A 22,132-nucleotide genomic window follows, 5' to 3' on the forward strand; every position below is an offset into this window, starting at 1 on the left:
CGCCCCCGGGCACGAACGAGTAGTCCGCGACCCTCGTGATCGAAGCTAGTGCGTTCAATTGATGCAGTCGTCTTTGCGCAAGGACAACAAGGTGCCATGAAAATTCAGATCTTCTCAGACGCACACATTGATTATCCTGGCTCCCGCGGATTGCCTCCGCTGATTCCCGGCGTGCAGGCCGTTCTTGTTGCAGGGGACGTCTGCGAGGGGCTCATCCGCTCACTTACCGAGCTGCGGGAAGCCTATCCGAAGCCGGTCGAGATCGTCGTTGTCGCCGGCAATCATGAGTTCTACAGGTCGGTATGGCCGGATGAAGTGCGGAATGGACAAGGTGCCGCCGCCGTTCTGGGAGTTCATTTCCTGGAAGATGAGGCGATTGCCATCGGGAAGCTGCGGATCATCGGCGCCACCCTTTGGACTGACTACGAACTCTTCGGACCGGTATTGCGCGAGCCTGCAATGCGCACAGCCTACAACACCATGAGCGACCACAAGCGAATCACGTGGCAGAAATCGCCTTGGCTGCGTTTTCGTCCGCACGAAGCGCGAATGTTGCATCAGAGCTCGCGCGCCTTCATCCAAGCCCAGCTTGCAACGGCTCACAATGGACCAACTCTGGTGCTGAGCCATCACGCATGCTGCATCGAGGCCATCGACCCGAATTTTCGCGAGGACATGATCTCCGCTGCTTACGCCTCGGATCTTCGAGAACTGGTTGATGATTACCAACCGGAGTTCTGGGTTTCTGGCCACACACATTATTCGATGGATCTTCAACGTGGCCGGACTCGGCTGATCTCAAATCCGATTGGGTACGCCCATAATAACCAGCACTTTGACCCGCTCTTCACTGTGGAGATCGATGCATGACGAACATCAGGGACCAATCCCATCTCGAAAGCAATACGGTCACGACGGTAGAGCATCCGCCCCCCGGAGAACGTGACGTAGTGGGGATCGGGCTCTCGGCGGCCATGAACTCTGCCTTTGATGCCTCATCGCAAAGCATGGGCGACCTTGAGCTTGCATCGTACAAGGCGGACTGGCGGGAATCGTATCGCTTTCGATGTCACACGGCCGAGATCGATCGCAAGAGAGAACGTCAGAAAATTTTGAAGAGCCTCGAGGTTGAGACACGTAAGGCCGCTATGCAGGCGATGCGCGAGAGAGGATTGACACCTCCAGCCGATGGCAAGGGTGTGACGGCAGGGCGCGACTGGTCGGCAAACAATAACTCGAGCGAAACGCAGGGTAAGGACGTTAGTTATACCTCGTCGCGTTACGCTTCGAGCGTGAATCCGGCTACAGCGTGCCGAGTTGCAGCGCGTTTAATGTTAGCGCGTCTGTTTGATAGCAATCCTTCACTTCTTGAAGCGATCCGGTCGGCAGCGCCGGTCGTCGTCATCGACATCGCCGATGACGAGTTGATGCGAAGAGTGGCCGATGTCTGGCAAGAAGTATTGTTCGACGACGAATCCAAACTGCTGGATGCGACTAGTTGGAGCGGCCTGCGCGAGAACTATGACGCAGTCTACCTCGTTGCCTACGCACCCCCGGCAGCAAAAAACAAGTCGGCTGCAGAGACACGAGCACAGTGGGCGTTGTCCTTAGCCCTGCCGTTTATCGCGATTTCTCCTCTCGCTATTACGCACCTTCCCGAAGCCGTTTCGAAGGCGGCCACGGATCGTATTGAGTTTCCGCGGATGGACACGACCACGATCGTCCGGACAATTCGCATCGTAACTGGGAAGACGTGCCGAGAGCGCATCGACACCGAACTGGCTGCGCAGATTACCGTTACCGACTTGGCTCTTGCTGTGCGCTTCGACCGGACCCCAGCGCAATGCGTTGCTGAGCTGCAGCGGTTGGCTGCACTCAAGGACTCAAAGAGGAAGTCCCGTGATCTGACATTGACTGAACTTCATGGCCTCGGAGAGGCGCGTGCTTGGGCTGACGGCGCCATCGCTGATATTGCTGCTTGGAAATGCGGAGAAATTTCTTGGGATGCGGTTGGCTCGGCTGTGGCGCTCACTGGGCCGCCTGGCACGGGAAAGACCCTCTTTGCTAAGGTGTTCGCATCTGAGGCCAATCTCAACTTGATCGCATGTTCATTTGCCAAATGGCAGTCCTCGGGCGATGCCCACCTGGGTCTCCTCCTTCGCGCAATGCGTGCGGACTTCGATGCTGCCCGCGCTCAGGCACCGTGCGTGCTGTTCATCGATGAGATCGATTCCTTTCCGGATCGCGCTGGCGTAGCTCATGCGCACAGGGACTACGTCATCGAAGTCGTCAACGCGCTGCTGGAGCAGATTGACGGCATCGCGGGACGTGAAGGTGTGATCCTCGTAGGAGCCAGTAACGACGTCACCCGCTGTGATCCGGCACTGTTGCGGGCAGGTCGTTTCGACAAGGTCGTCAAGATCGGGTTTCCGACCATCGATGAAATCGAACAGATGTTTCGCGTGAGATTGGGCAATGCGCTTTGCACCGAAATCATCCGACCAATCGCCGAACTTGCGGCTGGAATGACCGGAGCGGATGTCGAGAGAATGGTTAAGGACGCTAGGCGCGCCGCGCGGCAGGCCGCACGCGACGTGACACTGGAGGATCTCCGGCAGGCTGTCGCCCCGGAGGACGATCGCCCGGAGGAATTACGTTGGCGCATCTGCGTCCACGAAGCCTCACATATCGTCATCGACGTCATTCATTTCGGGCCAAACGATGTGTTCGCGACGACGGCATCGATTGCAGGCCGAGCAGGCTCCTCCATCCGCACCCGAATCGAGCTCTCTTCGGGCACTTATGCAGAATACCGCAAGCGGCTCGAGGTGAGGCTAGCTGGACGGGTAGGCGAGGAAATACTGCTGGGCGCCCCATCGCACGGATCTGGGGGCGTCACCGGTTCTGACCTCCATATCGCCACAACTCTCGCCGCGGACATGGTCGGTAGTGTCGGTCTCGCCGGACCCGCACCACTCCTCTATCTCGGCCCTCGGGGAAGCGCCGGCGCGATCCTCGTGTTTGCCGAGTCACGCGCAGCGGTCGGCCATGAACTGTCGGAAGCAGCGAAATCGTGCCGCGCGTTGCTTGAAGACAACCAAGCGGCCCTTGAGGCGGTAGCCAGACGGCTCTTCGAAAGCGGAAGGATCGATGGTGCCGAGGTCGCGGAAATGATTGCGGGACGGGCCAAATCTGAAACGCTGATGCTGAATGTCCCTCGTCCGCCGGAGGCGCGTTGTGATGGGCGCCAGAAATTGCGAAAAGGAAATCGCTCCATCATCGACAATTGAGTTTTCGGCGGCGAGGAAAGGATTCGCAACGATTTCACAGCCGCCCGCAGAAATGATCTGCTACGCGCCCGATTAATCGACGCTCTACGCAGATCTGAAAGATACACGGTTCGGCGAGATGAGAACCGACGACAGGTGCGTAAGGAGATGGGAGCGTACAAACGCAACGCGTCTCTTGGGGCGGGCCAACGGCTCAAAACAACAATCTCAAGCCCAATGTGATAGGCACGCTGGCCCTAGGAGGGCAGAATTGCCGGGCGGTGCTTGCTCGCCGTCCGTCGCGGGATGGGTTGCGCAAACCAACCAGCCGGGTTTTTTGGCGCAACGTCTAGGCTGCATCATTTGGTGCCTTGTGGCGGCGGCCGGGCACGAATGCCAGCCCGTTGCGCGCGGCAAAGCGATGCAGTCACTGGGGGGACGTCGAGCGCGAAACGCTCGAACAACCATTTGCTGGCGACCGGAGCAGTCGCATCCGGATGGCAGCGCATCCAATCCAACAGCTCAGTGCGGTAGTCAGGCGTCAGCGTGAAGATAAAAGTGATCATGGCGCCTCGGTCATATCCCCAGATCCCCGGGAATGTTTCCGGATGCGATGAGTGCCTCGAGGTCGTGGACCATCGTTTGGTATTCGTCGGCAAGCTGCGCGAATGCGCTCCGTTAAACCGGGTTCGTGGCGAACTGGCTGATGCTTGCGGTCGGCGACGACCTGCAGGATGTCACCCGACAGCAGCGCGCCGCGGCCGCCCGCTCCCTGGGCCCAGTGCATGATCGTGCCGCCGTCGTAATGGCCGCCGAGGCGGACCGGTCATGCTTGGCGCGATCTCCTTCGCCCGACCACAGTGACAGGTGATCGTCCCTTCGCTCCATTCGCGGTCGGCCTCGTGCGAATAGACCGGGACATCGAAGGCGCGGCCCCATTCGATCACGGTCGGCTCAACATAGGAACCTGACAGAAGTTATCCTTACAAATTGAGCTGACTTGCCGCTGAGATGTCCGGATCTAAAGGGCAATAGCATATTCTTGACAGATACTATGAGCACTCAAGCTCTAGTATTCACCGCGCGATTTTGTGCGGTTTTGTAAGGTTTGGTGAGCGGTCTCCCAACAGCAGAAAGAAGCCCCGGCATCTAGATGCCGGGGCTTCTTAGCAGAATGGCCAAGCGCCGGAAGGCTCGCTTGATGGCGCGATTCGTCTCGAACAAAACTGAGTGGTCCGATGGACAAATACGAAGCGCCACCTGGGGTGGCTACGATGAGAGAGAATCATCGATGGGGCGCGCCCGTCGCCCCCGAGACGGAAGCACGGCCTACGCTTCTAATCGCGGAGGCCCTCAGGCGGCTCCACGAGGCGCGGGAGGATTTGGCTGGCAAGGCACTTGAGGAAGCCATTGCGATGGCTGCCAATGCCGCTGCGGTGGCGGCAAAGGCACTTCTTATGTTGGAAAGGAAGTGCAGGTTCAACGTGGACCTGGCGGACGCGGTGCACCAGTTCCTGGCAGCCTACGCCACGGCGCGCCCACGCTATTGTCAAATGCTCGAAGCCCTGGAGGCCGCGGATCTGGATGAAAGTAAAAATCTGTCGGTCGAGCAAGCTGAGCGGCTCCTTCTCCATGCAGAGCTAATTGTCACGATGGTTGATCGCACCATTCTGATTTCGACGCTGCAGCAGGCGAACTGGGAAGTCGACCGGCTCCGGTTCTCGACCACTAACCGAAGCGCGCCAACCGCACAACGGAGGCAGGACGCCAAGTTGGAAGGCGCCGTCTATCTCCTCTCCCAGGTCGCCGCACAGGTTGGAGCAACGTTCGATGACGACCTGCTCTATATCGTCGAACGTCATGCGTCACTTCACGCAGTCGGAATCATGATCAGGACATTGATCCAAGAGCCGAAAGCCGACCTATGGGCACTCGCGGATGAACTCAAGGTCGTTCCTGCGCGGTTCAAGCGGAAGTCGACCACGCAAGTCGATCCACCGGCCGGCCCGAACCCTTAACCGATGTTCAACCGGGTAGAAACAAACCTCAACCGACGCACTGCGGAAATACGTGATCTCGCCCGAGAAGGATTCTCCTGACGCCCTCTGCGGACTACCTATGACTGCTCGCCCTTGATGAATTGCTCCGCCGCTCGAGTCGCTGCTGCTGATATTGGAGCCGCTTCTGACGTTGTCGTTCCCGAGCCTGTAACACCCGCTCCTTGATATCGCTGCGGTCGGGTCCGGCGGGGAGCAACTCAGCCTCCAGGTTCTCCACGCGCAGGCCATACGACTGGGCGTTATAGAGCCAGGTTACGAACATCTCGAGGTGAATCTCGTTCTCCTGGCGAAGCCGTTCGTTCTCACTCTGAAGCCTGGCTAAACGTTCTGGCATTGGCGGGCGCCTGGCCAGCGGCATTCCCTTTCGGAGCTTCTGCTTGGCTTCAGCGTATGCGCGATGAATGATGTCATTGGCTTCGAGCGCTTGGCGGCTGAAGCGGCGCCTTGCGACGACTTCCACGCGACTAACCACGCGATCCCAAGTTATCTTTGGCAAAGACCAATTCTTTAACTCCCTCTCGATCTTTTCCACTAATTCTGGTTTCAAACGAGGGCTACCGCGGCGAGGTGGCTCGGTGTCGGCGTTCTCCAGGCTCATGATTTCGCCTCCTGAAGACGAGGTAGATCGAGTTGGACATAAGTGCCGTCGGCTATGGAGATGTCGTCATGAATGGAGAGTGTCGCCTCCAGTGTGGCAATCTCGGTCTCCAGGAACCGAATCTGATTTGATGCGCCGCGTCGGACACCGTTTCCTTGCTCGTTCGCGTGTGCCAGCAAAAGCTGGTTCTCGCGCAGCGTCTCTGCCGCTGCTCGCCGATGTTCGCGGTCGCCCTTGAGAATCATCTGCTTCTCACACCCGGCACAGATACCGTAGCGTGCGCACGGACCGAATGCCCAGCCTCTGGTACAGAGCCCATGGTCCGTTTCATGCGCTGTCGGTAGGACGGCCTCCAGTAAAGATTCGTTTTCCTCCGCATCGGCCGAAGCGCGTGCAAGCTCGGCAAGTGGGCCGATGCCAGACTCCATAAGAGCCGTCCGCATCAAGCGCGCAATCTGTTCAGGTGTTCTGCGATCATAAGCAATTACATTGCGTTCGCTCTTATGACCGAGCCAGTTCTGAACATGTGCCGCCGACATGTCTTCGTTCAGCGCAAGCGTCGCCAACCACCGTCTGAACATATGGCTGGTGACATGGATCGGCGATCCATCGGGCTCTTCGAAGCCAAGCCGTTCGAAGATGCTTGAGGTTTGCGCAGTTCCAGTCAGAAAGTATCTGAGTTGGTCTCTTGTCATTAGAGATGTCGACGGCGGGAGCGACCGCTGGCCGGCGAAAAACCGGTGAGGGAACACAAAAAGGCACTCGGACAGCTTCCACGGGAACTCTGGGCTTACATCGCGATGCAAGCGGAGCAGAACTGCTTCAACGTCGTCGCGCGCGACGCTAAAGGGATAAACATGGACCTTCTTGTATCTCAACCAGCGATACACATCCTTGACGGCGATCACATCCTTTAGTTCTGCAATTGCCAGAAAGGGTTTCGTCTCGTCGCGCTGCAACAGTTCCATCGCGGCCGTCAGCAGGGCTTTTTCGCTTGCCTTGGCACTGAGCGTTGTATTGAGCCCTGCAATCAGTTCCTTGCGGTGGACATGATCGCTTCGTATCGCGACATCGAAGGAGCGCAGCCAACGAAACGCCTCTCTTGTGTCACTCTCTAGAATCTTGGCGATCTGATCAATCGAGAGTCGCTCGCAATCGCGGATGTCTGGCGGGAGCCATGCCCGTCCTGGATTTGTCTCCATATAGGCAGCAACGTTGCGCCCGTGTTCAGAGTGCCGTCTGAGGTCAGTGAGTGCACGGCGCACAAGCGGGACTGCCGCAGTCGGAATCCATTTGATGTCGGTTTGAAGACCCGGTGACTTCTCCGGACGATACCGAAGGCCATAACGCAGCGGCCGCTCTTCATTGAGGCAATCGAGCGTCAGAGGCTGTCCGTCCGGTGACACGACAACCTCGCAGTCATTGGGCAGTGAAAGGAGTTCGCCAATTCGCCATGGAGCGCAATGCAACAGCTCAATTGTTCGCATCATGCACACGTCCCGCGGCTCCGTGACCTGCAACGAGATCAAAGGAATCGCAGCAAGTGCTGCATCGCTCGGAAGTCCGTCGGCATCGTGGACAATGGTGGCCTTTAGGTGATGATAGTCTGGAGCTGGTGTCCTGGGACGATATTCGAGAGGCGCATAACTAAGACGATGGCGAGATATGACGGATGCTATCTTTACCAAGTTGACCACAACTGCGTACTGAGACCAAGGCGACGAGACGCGCTCGCGCGCGGCCCGTTCTGCTTGCTCGAAGTCATGTCTTGTGACCCGGGTCGGATCGTATTGACGATGTCGCAGCTGATCATAAAGGTAACGGGCAGCCCCGAGCATCGCCTCATGACTTGATCCGGACCTGGGGGCGGCTGCCTCGGACAGGCGAATGGTCGCTTTGAGAAAAGCCGAAAAAGGTTCTTTGAGACGCTCGCGGGATTCAACGTCCCTTGAGGCGCCTTCTATGTCGTGCACCGTGAACCAGAGCGTGGATTTCCTGTTATTGGCCGTGGACGACCTAACCTCCCAATTGTCATCATCGAAGGCGAGATCCGCCCCAAACGCCACGCTGTTGCGCGCAGCCAACACCATCCGCTCCAGGTTGGCTTTGGGATCCCCTCCCATTGCAAGTGGATCCAGCGCAATCGAGAGGCCGGCTAACGCAGATTTCTTGCGCTTCATCGCGCTGCCCTCGCCGCATTTGAAGCTTCAATTACCTCTTGGATTGCCTGTATGGTCGTCTGGTGTAGGAGGACAATACGAGGGTGTTTGGCGCTGTCTCTGCGTTGCTGTCGTTCGCTCTCCAGTTGATTAAGGAAACGATCGTGCGGTGCATCGAGCCCAACTCGAAAGTGTTGGCAGCTATAGCAAGCCACGGGCGTTGGTAAGCCGCATGGCTCGTTGCTACCGCAGCTTCCGAGTTCCATAGGGCGATCTGAAGTTCGATCGAAATATGAGATTGCCCTTGATCCTGAAGCTACAGGGTGGGGTTCACTGCCGATCTGACCTAGGAATGCCTTCGCGACCACCGAGATCCGCTGGCCAATGCGCGCATCCAGGCTCTCCACAAGCCGATGGTTCTGGAATTCATACCTGTCGACCGACTTTGTATTGCTGTGATCCAGAGCGTCGGCAACATGCGCTTTGGGGTATCCGTCGACAATTAGATTGGTCGCAAAGGTTGACCGCAGGCGACGAGTATTCAAGCTCAGCTCGATGCCTGAACGGGACCGCCCTTTCACACGGTAGGCCGTTTCCTGAAGCATTTCCGTGAATTCGCGGGCCGCCATGTGAAGGGAGTATTCCCTCATGGGGGCAGTCAGCGTTGTGTTCACGCTGTCACCCATGAAAATCGGAATTCCGACGTCTGCGGGCAGGTCCAACCCAGTGTGACGTTTCCAAATGACTGACGCGCGCCTACGATTTTCCGCGATAAGGCGCTCTAGATAGGGCGCTATGGTGCTGTCGACCTGCCTGGTTCGGAAGTCGGCCCGTTCGTGTGAAAATCCCTTTTTGTGGCGCGGAATTCTGATAAAGTAATAAATCGTTCCACCGGACGATTTCACCTGATAGTCGTCAACACGAAGGAGAGTTAGTGGGCCCGAGTTCGCGCCAAAAGCCATTGCAAGCAAAATGGCAACCCGCTCTCTCAATCCAAGGTCCGCTGCCCCAAATGTCTTTCGCAACAGATCGTCTCGTTCCCCGTCGGTCAGGGGACCTTGGTCGAGTTTCTTCTTGCGAGCAACGCGTCCGTGCGGATCCGCTCCGATCTTGACGGTGGCGAGCGCATTAAAGACGCTGCTGTCGAAGGCAGAATATTCATTGATAGCACACCAGCCGTACCAGCCGCGAAACCGTGTGAGATCCGGCCCATGAGCCCTTTTATCTGAGCGCAACTCCTCAAACGCCCGAAAGGTGAGTTGGCCCGCATATGCATCTTTTAGTGAGTGGCACCGCGAAAGCCGCGTCAACATATAGAAGAAGCCCGCGACACTTGGGGGACCCCAAGTGGATATTTTATGCTTCACATAAGCCTTTGCAGCGACAATGATCTCGGCCGGAAGAGAATCTAATTGCTGCCAATTAAGGTCCATAGCATCGCCTGGCACGTTGAGCCGCCAAACATCGCCCGAACAATCAACATCGCGGCCGGCGAAATCTTTGATGATGTCTTGTGTCATGGTTGGGCTTGCTCCCAAGAGGACCAACGTTGCTGAGTGTTAAGAATTGCTAGAGCCACAGCATTGGATGTCGATTGTCGCGAGTACCGCTCTGCCTGGCTGCTGTGTGCTGCCCAGCCCATATAGAACTCGCGTTGAGCGCGACGATCTTCCGGAAAGCCGTTTCCGTGGCAGTATTCCGAAAATCGATCGTTCCAAGCCCTCCGCAAGACATGAGGCGATAGGTTGATTGGCAGTCTCGGATCTGCATTTCGTAATGTATCGAAGATCTTGTGAACGCTCGATAGCGATAGGGCGGACCCAGTTGAGCTTATGAAGACGAAAGGGTTTTGATCCAATCGTTTCAGGGCCGATCTATCGCCGCGTTCTCTGAACCGTTTTCGCAGACGGCTGCGATCGGCCGCAACGTAAGACGTCAGGAGGATGTAAAGGTCCGGTGCGATAGGCATTGTTCTTGGCATTGTTTTGACGCTGGGCATCTTCGCGCGCTTGTCGTCCTCATCGTGAGGGCGGCGTGCGAGGCGCAGCTGCGGCTTCAAGGCCGGAGGTAGTAAATCGTCCCTCCGGAGCACGAGGAGTTCGGATTTGCGCAATCCTGTCTCGTAGTACGCGGCAATGAGCGCCATATTGCGAAGTTGCTGGGTAGGGCTAAACGGGTTCTTTGGAGAGCCGACGGTCACTGTCTCAATCAATGCGTTTCGCTCTTCGACCGAAAGAGAAGTTTGCTCCCATCTATCTGGTGGCGGTCGCAAGTCGGTTAGTCGACTCTCCAGCTTTTTAACTTCGAAACGCACTCGCTCGAAGGAAGTTGAACTGGCTCGCTCCATCTCGGCATCAATGAGCCATTTAAGATATGCGCTTGCGCGACGGCATCTCGCGTACCATTCTGCGTGCTCGACAACTCGACGCCGCGGATTATGAGGCTCCCGCAGCGAACTCCGGGTTAGAATGGTTTCTGTCCGACGTCCAATCGTACGCAAATGGTCTCGCAGACCGGTTAATTCATCCATTGTAAGGGCAGAGCCAACTGCCACGCGCTCGGCGATGTTGACGTCTCGCGATTCAAGAAAATCATGTACCTTCGCCAAAGTGCGAGCTGTGTTCTCTAGCGTGTTGAGAGCGAGATTGCGGCGGGTCGCCAAGTATCGAGTCGCGGCGATCAGTGGAATTCCGCGCGCATCAACAACAAGAGGAAAGCGTTCACCGCTTGCGAAACGTACAGTTCTGCACTGAGTGATTTGAACGACTTCACGCATGATGGTTTCTGAAGTGTGATTAAGGTGACACTGCAACGAGTGAGGGAGCTGTCAGAGATGCACCCTCGTGGATATAGGTAAACGCTCCTTGCCTTCCCGGGCGCCAATCCTTGCCGCGGAAACCGCTGACCGTCAGTAGAGCTAATGAATCCTTGCTATACTGCGGCGACTAAAGCGCTCGGCTGGGTGATGCAATTGGCCTATGGAGAGTTAGAGCCTGCCTCGAGCGTACTGTCTGGGGTCTGGCCACTTGCCAAGGATTCGCCTGCTCGCGAGCAGGTATCGATAAGCTCCTTTACTTCAACGCCGTCGATCCTTCCGGTCTGGAATTGGCGTAGAGCGACCGATTTCACGGTGGCGGGGGTTTGTTGGAGAAGCGCGCGACAGAACGCGCGATCGCCTGCCGAACCTCGCCGAAGCGAAGAAAGTCACGGGCCGATCCTCGTGGTCCGAAGTAGGTGAGCGAGGTTGGTTCGGCTAGTCCGAGACTGCCCACCATGTCCGCCGCAAGGCAGGTCGCATGGTCGAGGTCGGGGGCCTCGCCCAGTGGCATTTCCTCGCCCACCCGACCAGCAAGTGCCACTTCGAGACGCTTGCGGTAATGTGCACGCGTGCCAGTGGAAAGCTCGGCTTGTGTCCGGATCGAGCGTCCGCCCTTGCGCCCGGCGGCGCGGTCGTCGCAAAGATGTTATCGGGCCCAAAATTAATCACGTCGACCATAATAGCCACATCCTGCCGCACCGCGCCGGGCCACGTGATGGTCGCGTTACGTTGGTTGCAGCTCCTCAACGAGAAAGCGTCCAAACTCTGGACGGTAGTCGCCGATGCCATGCGGCCCAGCGAGCTTGAAGAATTCGACTGACTCGGCTCGGTTGACCATGGATGGGAGAAATGTGGCGCGCTATCTGCGCGCTCCACTGCGGAAAGCAAGGTCGCGTCCGCACGGTTCGGGAGAACGTCGCAGTCGAGGCGCCTTCCAAGGCGACGCAAAGGACGGCAGTCATTGCGAGGTCAACTGATATGAAATTCGATGTTTGCGTTCGAGTGCGCAGCGCAACTCCGGCGGCCTGCGCCGCGTTTCCTTGCGCGGCAAGATGCCAGCGTGGCTCGTCGATGATTGCTGACTTCCGCAGAAAACAACGAGCGATGGCAATATCACTATTTTTGAATGAATGCGCCGCCCGTGTGCGCCACCAACACAATGGATGCGGAAACTCGATGCGAACCGGTACACTCCGGTTCGCGCGTTCGATGAGTTCAGATCGTCTGTGGGGCGGCCGTGGAGAGCGTCGGGTTTTGGACCCATTGCCATTGGACGAGACGTATATGAGGCGCATCGTGCAAACTCCCTAATGTGATAAATCACATGAAAAGCAACATAACGGACACGACTCCGCGACGATTGCAGTCAGATCATGATCGGGATTTCAGTTGAGGAGCCGACGACGCTTGGATGAATCGCCAAGACGACACACATTTTAAGGATTTTTCGACGATGCGTCCGCTGGAGGGGCAAGGATTCAGCAGGCTCCAAGCTGCGCCGATCTATAACTGCGGTTTTTTTGCCGTCTGCTGCACCTAAAGCCTTTTTAAAGATTCGCTGGCACAAATGGAGAGGACTTGAGCCGCTCTCGGTCTTCAGGCGAACCTCAGCTTCCACACTGAGGCGATAGTTAATCGTTCATGAAGTTTAGCACGGAGTGACCCAATTGTCCTCTCCCATGTTCGCTTATGCTTAACGATCCCCTAATCACCGCGGCACACGTGCGAGCGGCCCGGGCTTGGTTGTTGAACTGGAAGCAGGACGAGCTTTCGGAAAAGTCTGGCGTGTCACAGGGCGCGATCGCCAGGTACGAGCAGGGCCGTTCTGTTCCACGTGCTGAGACGCTGGCAAACTTCAGAACAGCATTCGAGCAAGCAGGCGTTCGCTCCGAGTTCGCCGGCATGTCAGGCATGGGCATTCGTATTGAGCGAGCGGTTACGACGCGCGAGTGATCAGCTGCGGGCTGGCGAGATGACGGATGTCCGCACGACGAGGGTCGGGTGTGGCGGCCGCAACTTCACGACTCCAGGACTGCCTTCCACGCCTGAATCTCGCTGCCAGGAGCCGCAGTTGAGGGGCAAAAGCGTCGCCTCCTGTGGCGCGAACGGAAAGCTACGCGCGGAATCGACATCGTAACGTGATCGAGTAGCCGCGAACAACCAAAAGAGAATCGGCAGCGCGGCGACGAGATCCAATCGACTGTTACTTCCCCGTCTAGTTACAATCGCGTTTTCCTATCCTAGCCGCTGTAGCCAGATTGCTTGCGGCACTTCCCGCAGATTGCCGTTGCTTGTTCGCGAGGGAGGGATAAGCCTGCGCATGACCAGCCTCATTGAGCGCATCGAGAAAATCCTGGAAGTGCTGCCAGATAATGAATTGATGATTTCCCACTCAATGATTGGCTGGCGTTACCCAAGACGGCCGATTGTCGTTAGGCGAGGCGATCGAAGCCGACGACGAGACGTTCGATGAGATGGTCATTCCCATCCGCAAGATCGAAGCAATGATGTTCCGGAAGGGAGCCGCTGTCGTTCAAATGCTCGGCCTTCCCATCGACCAGGAGCAAAGCGGCAGATGCGCGCACGGCGCCAAGAGGCGGAGCAGAAGGAAGCCGCGGAAAAGACAAGGGTGGCCCAAATGGAACAGGCGTTGCGCCAAGCCGCGCAGGAGCGGGGAGAAACCTTGAGAGCCGACGCGGTCAAACACGGCAGCGATTGGATTGCGTGGATCGAAACCGGCCATCCTGAGCTCAATGGAATTACCCCGTGGGCCGCCGCTACAGCCGTGCAATTCCGCATTGCCATATTCGCAGAGCATTCTCGACCAACATTAACGTCCCGGACAAAGGAGTTTGTTGCTCGATAGCGGGGCACGATTCACCCGCACTTGATGTACCGCCGCTTGACTTATATTTCCGGTGTGTGATTCTGGCAAAAAATAGTGCAGGGTGGGAGATGTCCGAATGGCCAGTAATGGGGCCTCGAACCACGTCGCCCGTGTTTTGTCGGCGGCTAACCATCTGGCCAATGCCGAGCCCGATTCGCGGATTGCCATTTCTTGGCGACGGTGCCTGATTGACCACAAGCTCGATCCTGCCCAGCGGCGGCCACCGCAGACGTTCACTGAATCTGAAGTCAGAAACATTATCGGGCCGATTGAACGACTGCTTCAGATTGCGATCCCAGAGTTGGAAGATCTTGCACGAGTGCTTCGCGATTCCGGTTATTGCGTAAATTTTGCGGATACAAATGGGACCGTGCTCGTTAGCCGTCTACCGGGAGGAGAATATGAAACGATATTCCGCGATTTAAGTATCTACACGGGCTCGAATTTCTCGGAAGCTTGCGAGGGAACGAACGGGATCGGTACCGCGCTCGCCGAGCAGAGGCCAATCTTGGTGCATCGCGACGAGCACTTCCGCGAACAGTATGGCATCTTTACTTGTGGCGTAGCCCCGCTGTTCGACTATCGCGGCAGATTGGCTGGGGTTTTGAATATTACATCTTGCCGCAGCGATCTTGAGCGGGCCGCCCATCAGCTCGCATTCGCAATCGCGGTGGAGACTGCACGACGAATTGAAAGCTCGAATTTTCGCCGAGAATTTGAGACTTCCTGGATAGCAACATTGCCCGGTGATTGTGGCAGTGGACTAATCGCATATGACGATGATCGTCGCGTTGTCGGCGTATGTCGGCGCGGTCGCTCTATCCTTGGATTGACGAATGAAATGATTCAAGCTGGCATCAACCTGTCAAGCCTTATCCAATTGGATGGAAATGCGAAACGGGAAACGTCGGTTGAGGTACGACGGGCAGACGGCACTTCCCTGGGACAGGGGCAGATCGCGCGACCAGCAGCTGCAAAGTCAATGAGGATGCGGTCCGAGCAGCGTCCCGAGGCTCCATCTAATCGATTCACCAGCTTATACAGGCTGGCGGGCAGCGATCCCACGCTGACCAAGGGTATTAAGCAACTGATGATGGTCAATGACCAGAACTTGCCGATCTTGCTGCATGGGGAGACCGGCACAGGCAAAGATGTATTTGCGCGGGCAATTCACGCCTCTAGCAATCGCGCCCGCAACAGCTACGTCGCGTTAAATTGTGCGGCCATACCTGAAAGCCTGATTGATGCTGAATTGTTTGGATATGAAGCAGGTGCCTTTACGGGCGCGAGGCGTGAAGGATCGAAGGGACTAATCGTACAAGCGAACGGCGGTACGCTATTTCTCGACGAAATTGGGGATATGCCGATCGCTCTGCAAACCCGTTTGCTGCGGGTACTTGAAAATCGCGAGGTTTGGCCTTTGGGAGCATCAAAGCCCGTAACGGTCGATATCAAGTTGATCAGTGCAACTCACCGCGATCTTGATCGCATGGCTAATGATGGCACGTTTCGAGCAGATCTTTACTACAGGTTACGCGGGTTGCAGATCCAGCTACCAGCCTTGCGCGAACGCGGCGACAAGGCAGATGTTATTTCGCAAATCGCTGGCGAAGAAGCTCCGAATTGCCGGATCTCGCAAGATGCCTGGACGAGGCTGCTTTGCTATCCGTTCCCTGGGAATATGCGTCAGCTTAGGTACGCGTTACGCCTAGCTGCTTGCATGGCGGAGGACGGCGTTATCGTCGAAGCCGATCTAGACCTGCCACCTTTCGGCGGTTTTGATGATGAGGCCAATCAAGTCGATGAGCGGGCAACGATCATTACCGCGCTACGTAATCATGGCGGCCGCGTGTCGAAGGCCGCAAGAGCGCTCAAGCTCAGCCGCGCTACACTTTACCGCAAAATCAAGCTCCTCAAGGTCGACGTGCCTGATTAGGCAAAGGATCGTCGCGATTACGGCGTCAATCAGGAGAAGTTGCTCCAACTTGATCGTCGCGCATTCAGATCGCCGAGTGAAAACGGGTCTTGGATATCGCGCACGCCTTGGAAACTACTGCGCAAATATACGAGAGGACTAGCTTTGGTCGAGACCCGTACGTCTTGGACATTACCTACGAATACCGAATGAGTTTTCGTTTCGAATTCCTGCGCCAGCAAGCAATCAAACGCTACAACGGCGTCATCCAGCAGCGGAGCGCCGGTGGTGCCCTCGATCCATTGCCCAAATGAGAAGCGATCGTCGCCGTTGTGACCCTTCTGGCCGCTAAATGTTAGCGCAAGTAATGTGTGATCCTCGCTTAGGAAGTTTACAGCAAAGCCTGCTTCGGCACGAATACGTGCATGAGCGCTGGCGTTACGGTTTACGCAGACAAGCAAGGAAGGCGGATCGTCAGACAGTGAACAGGCTGATGTTACCGTAAGACCGGTACGCTGCCCCGGTTTGGTGCCGACCGTCACCAATGCGACGGCGCCCGTGCATTGACGCATGGCTTGCTTGAATCTCTGAGCATCGATAGTCATGCCTCAGTCTCCTATTGGCTTTCGGTCACGTGCACCAAATCAAGCTATCCCGAGTGCGGGGCGATTCGCCGCACCCGGGACAGGATGGTCAAGCTGCTTTCGGCAACTCTGCGCCGAGATGTCTTAATCGCGGCATGACCTCGCGCTGCAGCAGTTCAAGTGAACGCCGCCAAGCATCGGGCTTGTGCTTGTAGTCGAAGCCGAACACGCAAAGTACGCCAAAGCCCCCAACATCACGATAGATCGTTTCGATCTTCTCAGCGACGGTTGAAGGCGAGCCGACGATCCAGTTCCGGCGAGCACAATAGTCGACAGTAACGTCGCTGTCTGAAACCTCGGGGGTATGCTTCAAATAGTCTTTGAAGCCGAAATGGCCGAGAAGGGGCAGGAAGTATTCGCCCATCATCCTGCCCATCATATCGCCGGCCGAGAGCCTCCATGCCTCCTCGTCGGTATCCGCGACGAAAACTTCGCGCACCAGTCGCCAGTCTCTGCGGCTTGGTTTGCGTCCTGTTTTGGCTGCTCCGACCTCAACCGAGTCCCAATGGCTACTGACATAAGCCGGATTGAGGTTAAGGCTCATAGGGATGAAGCCACGCTCACCGGCTAGTTTTAGCGTGTCCGAGTTCTTCGATAGGCCCGCGACGCCGATCGGCGGATGCGGTGCCTGCAGTGGCTTGAGGTGGGGTTTCAGGAAATCGAACATCGTGTCCGGCTTCGTCACCGTCCAGAACTTGCCCTTGTGCGTAAAGGGCGCCGGCTCGGTCCACAGCTTAAGGATGATCTCCAAGGCCTCGCGTGTCATGTCGCGGTTCTGGCCGGACATACCATCGACATTGAACATCGCCCAATCGCTCGGTAGCCCCGAAGCTGCTACACCGAAATTCAACCGACCTTCTGAGAGATGGTCGAGCATCGCCACGCGATTGGCGAGCTCGGCGGGGTGGTGATAGGGCAGCAGGAAACCGCCGGGTCCGATACGAAGCTTCTTGGTCTGCAGCAGTGCCTGCGCGATCAAAAGGTCAGGTGCGGGATTAGGCTCCCAGGGCGCGGTATGATGTTCACCAATCCAGGCTTCCTGATAGTCGAGCTCATCGAGCCAACGTAGGACCTGCAGGTCCCAGTCATGGCCTTCCTTCAACCCGCACTCTGGCGGGTGTGAAGGCATGGAGAAATATCCGAGTTCCATTTTGTTTCCTTCCTTGCTGGCGATTACGTTTCGCAGTTTTGTTCGCTTGCGCTTGTAGCCGGGAGCAAGGGTTGTGCCACGCCGATCTGGTCAAAATTTCTTTCAAGAAGTCTGCATTTTCTGACGCGTATTTGCGAACGCATGTTGGAAAGAAGATTCAATTCGTCTCATCGTCGCGCGACATTGTCTTACTCGTGAGACGGTAGCACCTGAAGCCAAATTGGCTCTGGAACGACTGTTCAAGAGTGGCTCGGTCTCAAAGCCCTTCAGGGTCGTAGACCGGCCGGGCGCCGTATTGTGATTTCGAGTGAGAACGCACACGTCCTTCGATGCTTAAGTCACGAGATGGCGTGCTTCGCTCGATCGTCTCACGGAAGACAGTGTCTCGCGACGATGAGACGATTTGTCGTTCTTTCTGACGATGTGTGGGCACGCCCCGTCGGAAAGGCAGCCGTTTTGCCAAGGCGCTAAGGATTCTAGTACTGGCACGGTGCTTGCTAACCCATGTTCAATGCGCATCAAGACGCACCAAATGTAGGGAGGAGATTTGATGTATCGCTCTGTGCAAAAGAAAACTTGTGTGCGTGGTTTTGATTTCGGGGGGAGGCAGCGTGAAGTCTGCCCCGTTCGATTATGCGCGATCTCGATCCGCCAGCGACGCCCTTTCGCTCTTGTCCGCAGAGGGATCAGACGCAAAGATCCTAGCGGTAGGCCAAAGCGTCGGTAAGTGCTCATAAGAAGTACGGATCCGATGATACCAGAAACGTAGCGGAAGTTTGTGGCGTGAAACTATGAGCTGATTGCGACGGCCCAGAATCCGCATGTTGAAGTTTTAGCGCTTCGATTTTTATCACCGCGAGTGGATGCAAGGCGAGTCCAACGAAGGTTGAGGCATGCATGGCGCTGTTCTGTCGAAATCAGGCGTAAACATATGAACAACCGGAGAAACACCCTATGAACTTTTTCAAAAAATCATGCCTTCATGAGTCGAGGGTCGCCGTGCGAAAGCGCTGTGCGGCACCGATCGAAACGCAGATTATCAAAACGCGGGTGCCGAAGCCCGCGTTGGATATCGAAACGTCGTTCCGCCGAGCAGTAGAAGCCGTGGAGGAAATTGCATTGACCTCGAAAATGAGGGCCGTTCTCCTACGCGTCAACAGCCCGCTGAGCTTGTCGGCCTTCGGTTTATCTGTGTGCCTTGGTTTGACGACTGTGGCGAACAGCGCCTCGAGGCTCGGTGATTGGCCGGAGTATATGGCCGACAAGGCTGCTTCTAACTACACGCCGGCAGACTCCGTGACGCTCAGCTCTGTCAAAAAGTTTAAGCTGGCTTGGCGGATTGATCTGCCAGGTAATCAGATCTCAGAGAAAAACCCGGAGTTGCGCACTTGGGTCAACGAGTCGACCCCAATCGCGATCGATGGTGTACTCTACGCTACTTCGCCGCTCAGCATCGTTTCCGCCATCGACGGTGCCACTGGAAAGACGCTGTGGAGCTACGATCCGATGGCTTATGTTGATGGTACACCTCCTAATCTGGGTTTCATCAGTCGAGGTCTCGGCTATTGGCAGGAGGGGGATGATAAGCGCATTTTCCTCGGCACGGGGGATGCCTATCTCATCGCGCTGGACGCCCGGACTGGCAAGCCGATCGAGAGCTGGGGCGATCACGGACGCGTCGATCTGACCAAAGGTCTGCGTCGACCGGTCGATCGCTCGCTCGTTGCGGTGACGTCAGCGCCAATGGTCTGTGGGGGAAGGGTAATTTCCCCTTTGGCGATCCTCGACTCGTTTGCGATCGGTCGCTCGCCGATGAAGCACCATCCGCCTGGTGATGTACGCGGCTTCGATGTCAAGACTGGGAAGCAATCGTGGATATTTCATGCTCCACCGCAACCCGACGAACCGGGAAATGAAACTTGGGAGAACGGTTCTTGGGAATTCGCTGGCGGCATGAACATGTGGACACGGCCGTCATGCGACGAAGAACTCGGACTAGTTTACTTGCCGCTATCGACGCCCAGCAATGATTTTTTTGGTGGCTGGCGCAAGGGCGATGGCTTGTACGGCGAATCCCTTGTGGCTTTGAATGCGAACTCAGGCAAAAAAGCCTGGCATTTCCAGTTCGTACATCATGGGCTATGGGACTACGATCTGACGACTGCGCCGAATTTGATGGATCTGACCGTAGACGGCAAGATAATCAAGGCGGCGGTGCAACTCACTAAACAGGGGTTCGTGTATGCGTTCGATCGTACCAATGGAAAGCCGATTTGGCCGATCGAAGAACGTCCGGTGCCGAAATCTACGATACCGAGCGAACGAGCATCTCCAACGCAACCATTCCCGACCTGGCCGCAGCCTTACGTCCAGCAGGGCTCCACGGAAGATGATCTGATTGACCTCACGCCTGAACTCAAGGAGCAAGCAAAGAAAATCTATTCACGTTATAATACGGGCCCACTTTTTACGCCGCCGAGTGAAGATAAGTCAGGCACGCTGCAGGTCCCGGGCGTGCTGGGTGGTGTTAGCTGGGTTGGAGCAGCACATAATCCAAAGACCAATATTCTATACGTACCTTCGTTCACTATTCCCTTCGGTATCAAACTGAAGAAGGAAGTTGCTGGCGTTTATGAATACACGGGCACATGGGCCGGCGTTGGTGGGCCTCAAGGACTACCGCTCTTTAAGCCACCTTTCTCGACTGTAACAGCTTACAATATGGATACCGGCAAGCAGTTGTGGCGCATTCCAGCAGGCCGAGGACCGATCGACAGTCCCGCACTTAGAGGGCTGAAACTCGATCGTCTTGGTGTGCCGCGTCAGAGTCACATCCTGCTGACCGACAATGTCCTCTTTATCGCCCCGGAAGGCACCAACAGCGTCATCGGCCTATCGTCGCGCGGTAACGCGCTGATTACGCAAGCCACCGCGGATGAGTCGGAGCCGTTCCTCTACGCTCATGATGCTAAGACGGGCGAGTTGATCAGCGAACTGCGACTTCCTGGTGCCGCCTTCGGTAATCTCATGGCCTATGCCGCCGGCGGCAAACGATTTTTGGTCGTGCCCATCGGCGGCGCAGGTCTTCCCTCGCAGCTTGTCGCCGTGCAAATCGACTAAATCAATGCAAAAGCGCCCCAAGGTTCAGCCGTTGAGCGGCTGCAATCTTGGGGCGTTGTGTCGGTTATACTCCAACGCGATCCGCTAAACGGAAAATTTCAAATGAGAAGGCAACTTGCCTCGCTTCTCGCTTGGTTGATGCTGTGCAATCCGCTGCTCGCCGGTGGCGTACCGCCTCCCTCTATGAACGCTCAGCAAAATGAGCCGGATTTAGCAGATGCTGCACGGATTACACGTGGTAAGTCGACGTTCGACTCCACTTGCGCGGCATTCTGTCACGGCCTCGAGCCGCCGTTGTTCATTGGTCGCAAGGGCCTCGATCCGGACTCTGCGTTCACGACTATTGCCGAAGGAGGTCGTGGCGCGACTCCGATGCCGCCATGGGGCGACGTATTCACGCGTGATGAAATTTGGGATTTGGTTGCTTACATTGTTTTCCTTGGTAAGCAGACGACCGGTCAATCACTTGCACCGCATCAGTCTGACAAATAAGGAATACGGCGATCGAACTATTGCGAACGCCGAGAAGCACGAATGCACGAATTCGTGTTCGCGCGATTGTGCTGGTGCGGGTAGAACACATCTCAACTGCTTGCAGTGATAGTTCAGGCCAGCTAGAGCCTCATCTGTCGTCATGGGTATTGTGTCGTGATCTCCCGAACACCGGAGAATTCGGAATTTGCATTCCTTTTGACAAGCCTGTGAGCGTTTCTAACAAGCATGTGAGCGTTTTTGACATGCCTGTGAGCAATTGAGGAATCTCGCCTATGAGCACTCCGCAACCCAGCCGTCGACAGTTCTTGTCATCAACAGCCGTTGTGCTGCTGCTCGGCTCGGCGGGGAAAGCCGTTTCCGCAACAGTGGCAGGGAGCGCGCCCTGGAAGCCGTTCGATGCAAGTCCTCCGCAAACTCTGGGCCTTGGCACTTGGTACTTTCTGACACCCGACGAGGTGCGAACGGTCGGTGCCATCGTTGAACGCTTGATCCCTGCCGATGATCTCAGTCCCAGCGGCAAGGATGCGGGATGCGTCGAGTTCATCGACCGGCAACTTGCTGGTTCGTACGGCTCGTCCGAACGTCTCTATATGAAAGGTCCTTTTCAACCGGGAACGCCGGAGCAGGGAGACCAGTCTCCGCTCGATCCACGTCAGCGCTATCGGCTGGGTCTCGCCAGCCTCGACGCCCATTGTCGTTCAACCTACCAGAAGGCGTTCGCCGATCTCCCCGGCGAACAACGCGATCAGGTCTTGTCTGGGCTGGAGAAGAGCCAGATCACGCTGAATGCCATCGATGCGAAGCTGTTCTTCCAGATCCTGCTGCAGAACACCATGGAGGGGTTCTTCGCCGACCCGATCTATGGCGGCAACAAGGACATGGTGTCGTGGAAGATGCTCGGCTTTCCGGGCGCGCGTTACGATTACCGCGACTATGTAGACAAGCATAATCAGAAGCTGGATTTGCCTCCGCTCAGCATCGCCGGGCGTCCCGAATGGCGCGTGAAGGATTGAACCG

Annotated in this window: 17 protein-coding genes; 10 read left to right on the forward strand and 7 right to left on the reverse strand. The window is 56.5% G+C overall.

What is annotated here, in order from left to right:
• Positions 1-96: 96 nt before the first annotated feature.
• Entirely contained in the window at positions 97-870 is a 774-nt protein-coding gene (locus BLW80_RS12290) for a metallophosphoesterase (RefSeq protein WP_093758095.1), read from the forward strand.
• Positions 867-3,290: an AAA family ATPase gene (locus BLW80_RS12295; RefSeq protein WP_093758096.1), complete on the forward strand. Its 2,424-nt coding sequence runs from the start codon at positions 867-869 to the stop codon at positions 3,288-3,290. Before BLW80_RS12290 ends, BLW80_RS12295 begins: the two co-directional genes overlap by 4 nt.
• Positions 3,291-3,628: 338 nt before the next feature.
• Here BLW80_RS12295 and BLW80_RS12300 read toward each other — a convergent pair whose 3' ends face one another.
• The gene (locus tag BLW80_RS12300; protein WP_093758097.1) at positions 3,629-3,835 is read right to left on the reverse strand and encodes a hypothetical protein; all 207 of its coding nucleotides are present in this window, start codon (positions 3,833-3,835) and stop codon (positions 3,629-3,631) included.
• A gap of 672 nt (positions 3,836-4,507) precedes the next feature.
• On the opposite strand from BLW80_RS12300, the gene BLW80_RS12305 reads away from it, so the two are divergent.
• Complete coding sequence (locus BLW80_RS12305; RefSeq protein WP_093758098.1) at positions 4,508-5,287, forward strand: hypothetical protein; 780 nt, start codon at positions 4,508-4,510, stop codon at positions 5,285-5,287.
• A 94-nt stretch (positions 5,288-5,381) separates the two neighbouring features.
• Here BLW80_RS12305 and BLW80_RS12310 read toward each other — a convergent pair whose 3' ends face one another.
• From BLW80_RS12310 to BLW80_RS12325, 4 genes are read right to left on the reverse strand one after another with little or no spacing between them, the layout of a single operon-like run.
• A complete protein-coding gene (locus BLW80_RS12310) occupies positions 5,382-5,927 on the reverse strand; it encodes a hypothetical protein (protein ID WP_093758099.1) in 546 nt (181 codons plus the stop codon).
• On the reverse strand, positions 5,924-8,107 hold the full coding sequence (locus BLW80_RS12315) for a tyrosine-type recombinase/integrase (RefSeq protein WP_093758100.1): 2,184 nt from the start codon (positions 8,105-8,107) through the stop codon (positions 5,924-5,926). The genes BLW80_RS12310 and BLW80_RS12315 overlap by 4 nt, the downstream gene beginning before the upstream one ends.
• Complete coding sequence (locus BLW80_RS12320) at positions 8,104-9,606, reverse strand: site-specific integrase (RefSeq protein ID WP_093758101.1); 1,503 nt, start codon at positions 9,604-9,606, stop codon at positions 8,104-8,106. The genes BLW80_RS12315 and BLW80_RS12320 overlap by 4 nt, the downstream gene beginning before the upstream one ends.
• A complete protein-coding gene (locus BLW80_RS12325) occupies positions 9,603-10,862 on the reverse strand; it encodes a site-specific integrase (protein WP_093758102.1) in 1,260 nt (419 codons plus the stop codon). The genes BLW80_RS12320 and BLW80_RS12325 overlap by 4 nt, the downstream gene beginning before the upstream one ends.
• 520 nt (positions 10,863-11,382) lie before the next feature.
• Between BLW80_RS12325 and BLW80_RS30260 the strand changes: the two genes are divergently transcribed.
• The 4 genes from BLW80_RS30260 (at position 11,383) to BLW80_RS12345 (ending at position 15,727) form a co-directional block, all read left to right on the forward strand.
• Positions 11,383-11,724 carry a hypothetical protein gene (locus BLW80_RS30260; RefSeq protein ID WP_093758103.1) on the forward strand — a complete coding sequence of 114 codons (342 nt, stop codon included), beginning with the start codon at positions 11,383-11,385 and terminating at the stop codon, positions 11,722-11,724.
• An 869-nt stretch (positions 11,725-12,593) separates the two neighbouring features.
• Positions 12,594-12,857: a helix-turn-helix domain-containing protein gene (locus tag BLW80_RS12335; RefSeq protein ID WP_093758104.1), complete on the forward strand. Its 264-nt coding sequence runs from the start codon at positions 12,594-12,596 to the stop codon at positions 12,855-12,857.
• Between the two features lie 622 nt (positions 12,858-13,479).
• Positions 13,480-13,770, forward strand: coding sequence for a hypothetical protein (locus BLW80_RS12340; protein WP_093758105.1), 291 nt, complete (start codon positions 13,480-13,482; stop codon positions 13,768-13,770).
• A gap of 97 nt (positions 13,771-13,867) precedes the next feature.
• On the forward strand, positions 13,868-15,727 hold the full coding sequence (locus BLW80_RS12345; RefSeq protein WP_093758106.1) for a sigma-54-dependent Fis family transcriptional regulator: 1,860 nt from the start codon (positions 13,868-13,870) through the stop codon (positions 15,725-15,727).
• 29 nt (positions 15,728-15,756) lie between these two features.
• On the opposite strand, the gene BLW80_RS12350 is transcribed toward BLW80_RS12345, so the two are convergent.
• Entirely contained in the window at positions 15,757-16,311 is a 555-nt protein-coding gene (locus tag BLW80_RS12350; protein WP_093758107.1) for a flavin reductase family protein, read from the reverse strand.
• Positions 16,312-16,399: 88 nt separating this feature from the next.
• Entirely contained in the window at positions 16,400-17,500 is a 1,101-nt protein-coding gene (locus BLW80_RS12355) for an LLM class flavin-dependent oxidoreductase (protein WP_093758108.1), read from the reverse strand.
• 954 nt (positions 17,501-18,454) lie between these two features.
• On the opposite strand from BLW80_RS12355, the gene BLW80_RS12360 reads away from it, so the two are divergent.
• From BLW80_RS12360 to BLW80_RS12370, 3 genes are all read left to right on the forward strand, one after another.
• Positions 18,455-20,620, forward strand: coding sequence for a pyrroloquinoline quinone-dependent dehydrogenase (locus BLW80_RS12360; protein ID WP_199488724.1), 2,166 nt, complete (start codon positions 18,455-18,457; stop codon positions 20,618-20,620).
• A 102-nt stretch (positions 20,621-20,722) separates the two neighbouring features.
• Positions 20,723-21,112: a c-type cytochrome gene (locus BLW80_RS12365; protein WP_093758109.1), complete on the forward strand. Its 390-nt coding sequence runs from the start codon at positions 20,723-20,725 to the stop codon at positions 21,110-21,112.
• Positions 21,113-21,438: 326 nt separating this feature from the next.
• Complete coding sequence (locus tag BLW80_RS12370) at positions 21,439-22,128, forward strand: gluconate 2-dehydrogenase subunit 3 family protein (RefSeq protein ID WP_244528124.1); 690 nt, start codon at positions 21,439-21,441, stop codon at positions 22,126-22,128.
• The last annotated feature ends 4 nt before the right edge of the window (positions 22,129-22,132 follow it).

The sequence above is a fragment of the Tardiphaga sp. OK245 genome (genome assembly GCF_900108575.1).
Lineage (GTDB): Bacteria > Pseudomonadota > Alphaproteobacteria > Rhizobiales > Xanthobacteraceae > Tardiphaga > Tardiphaga robiniae.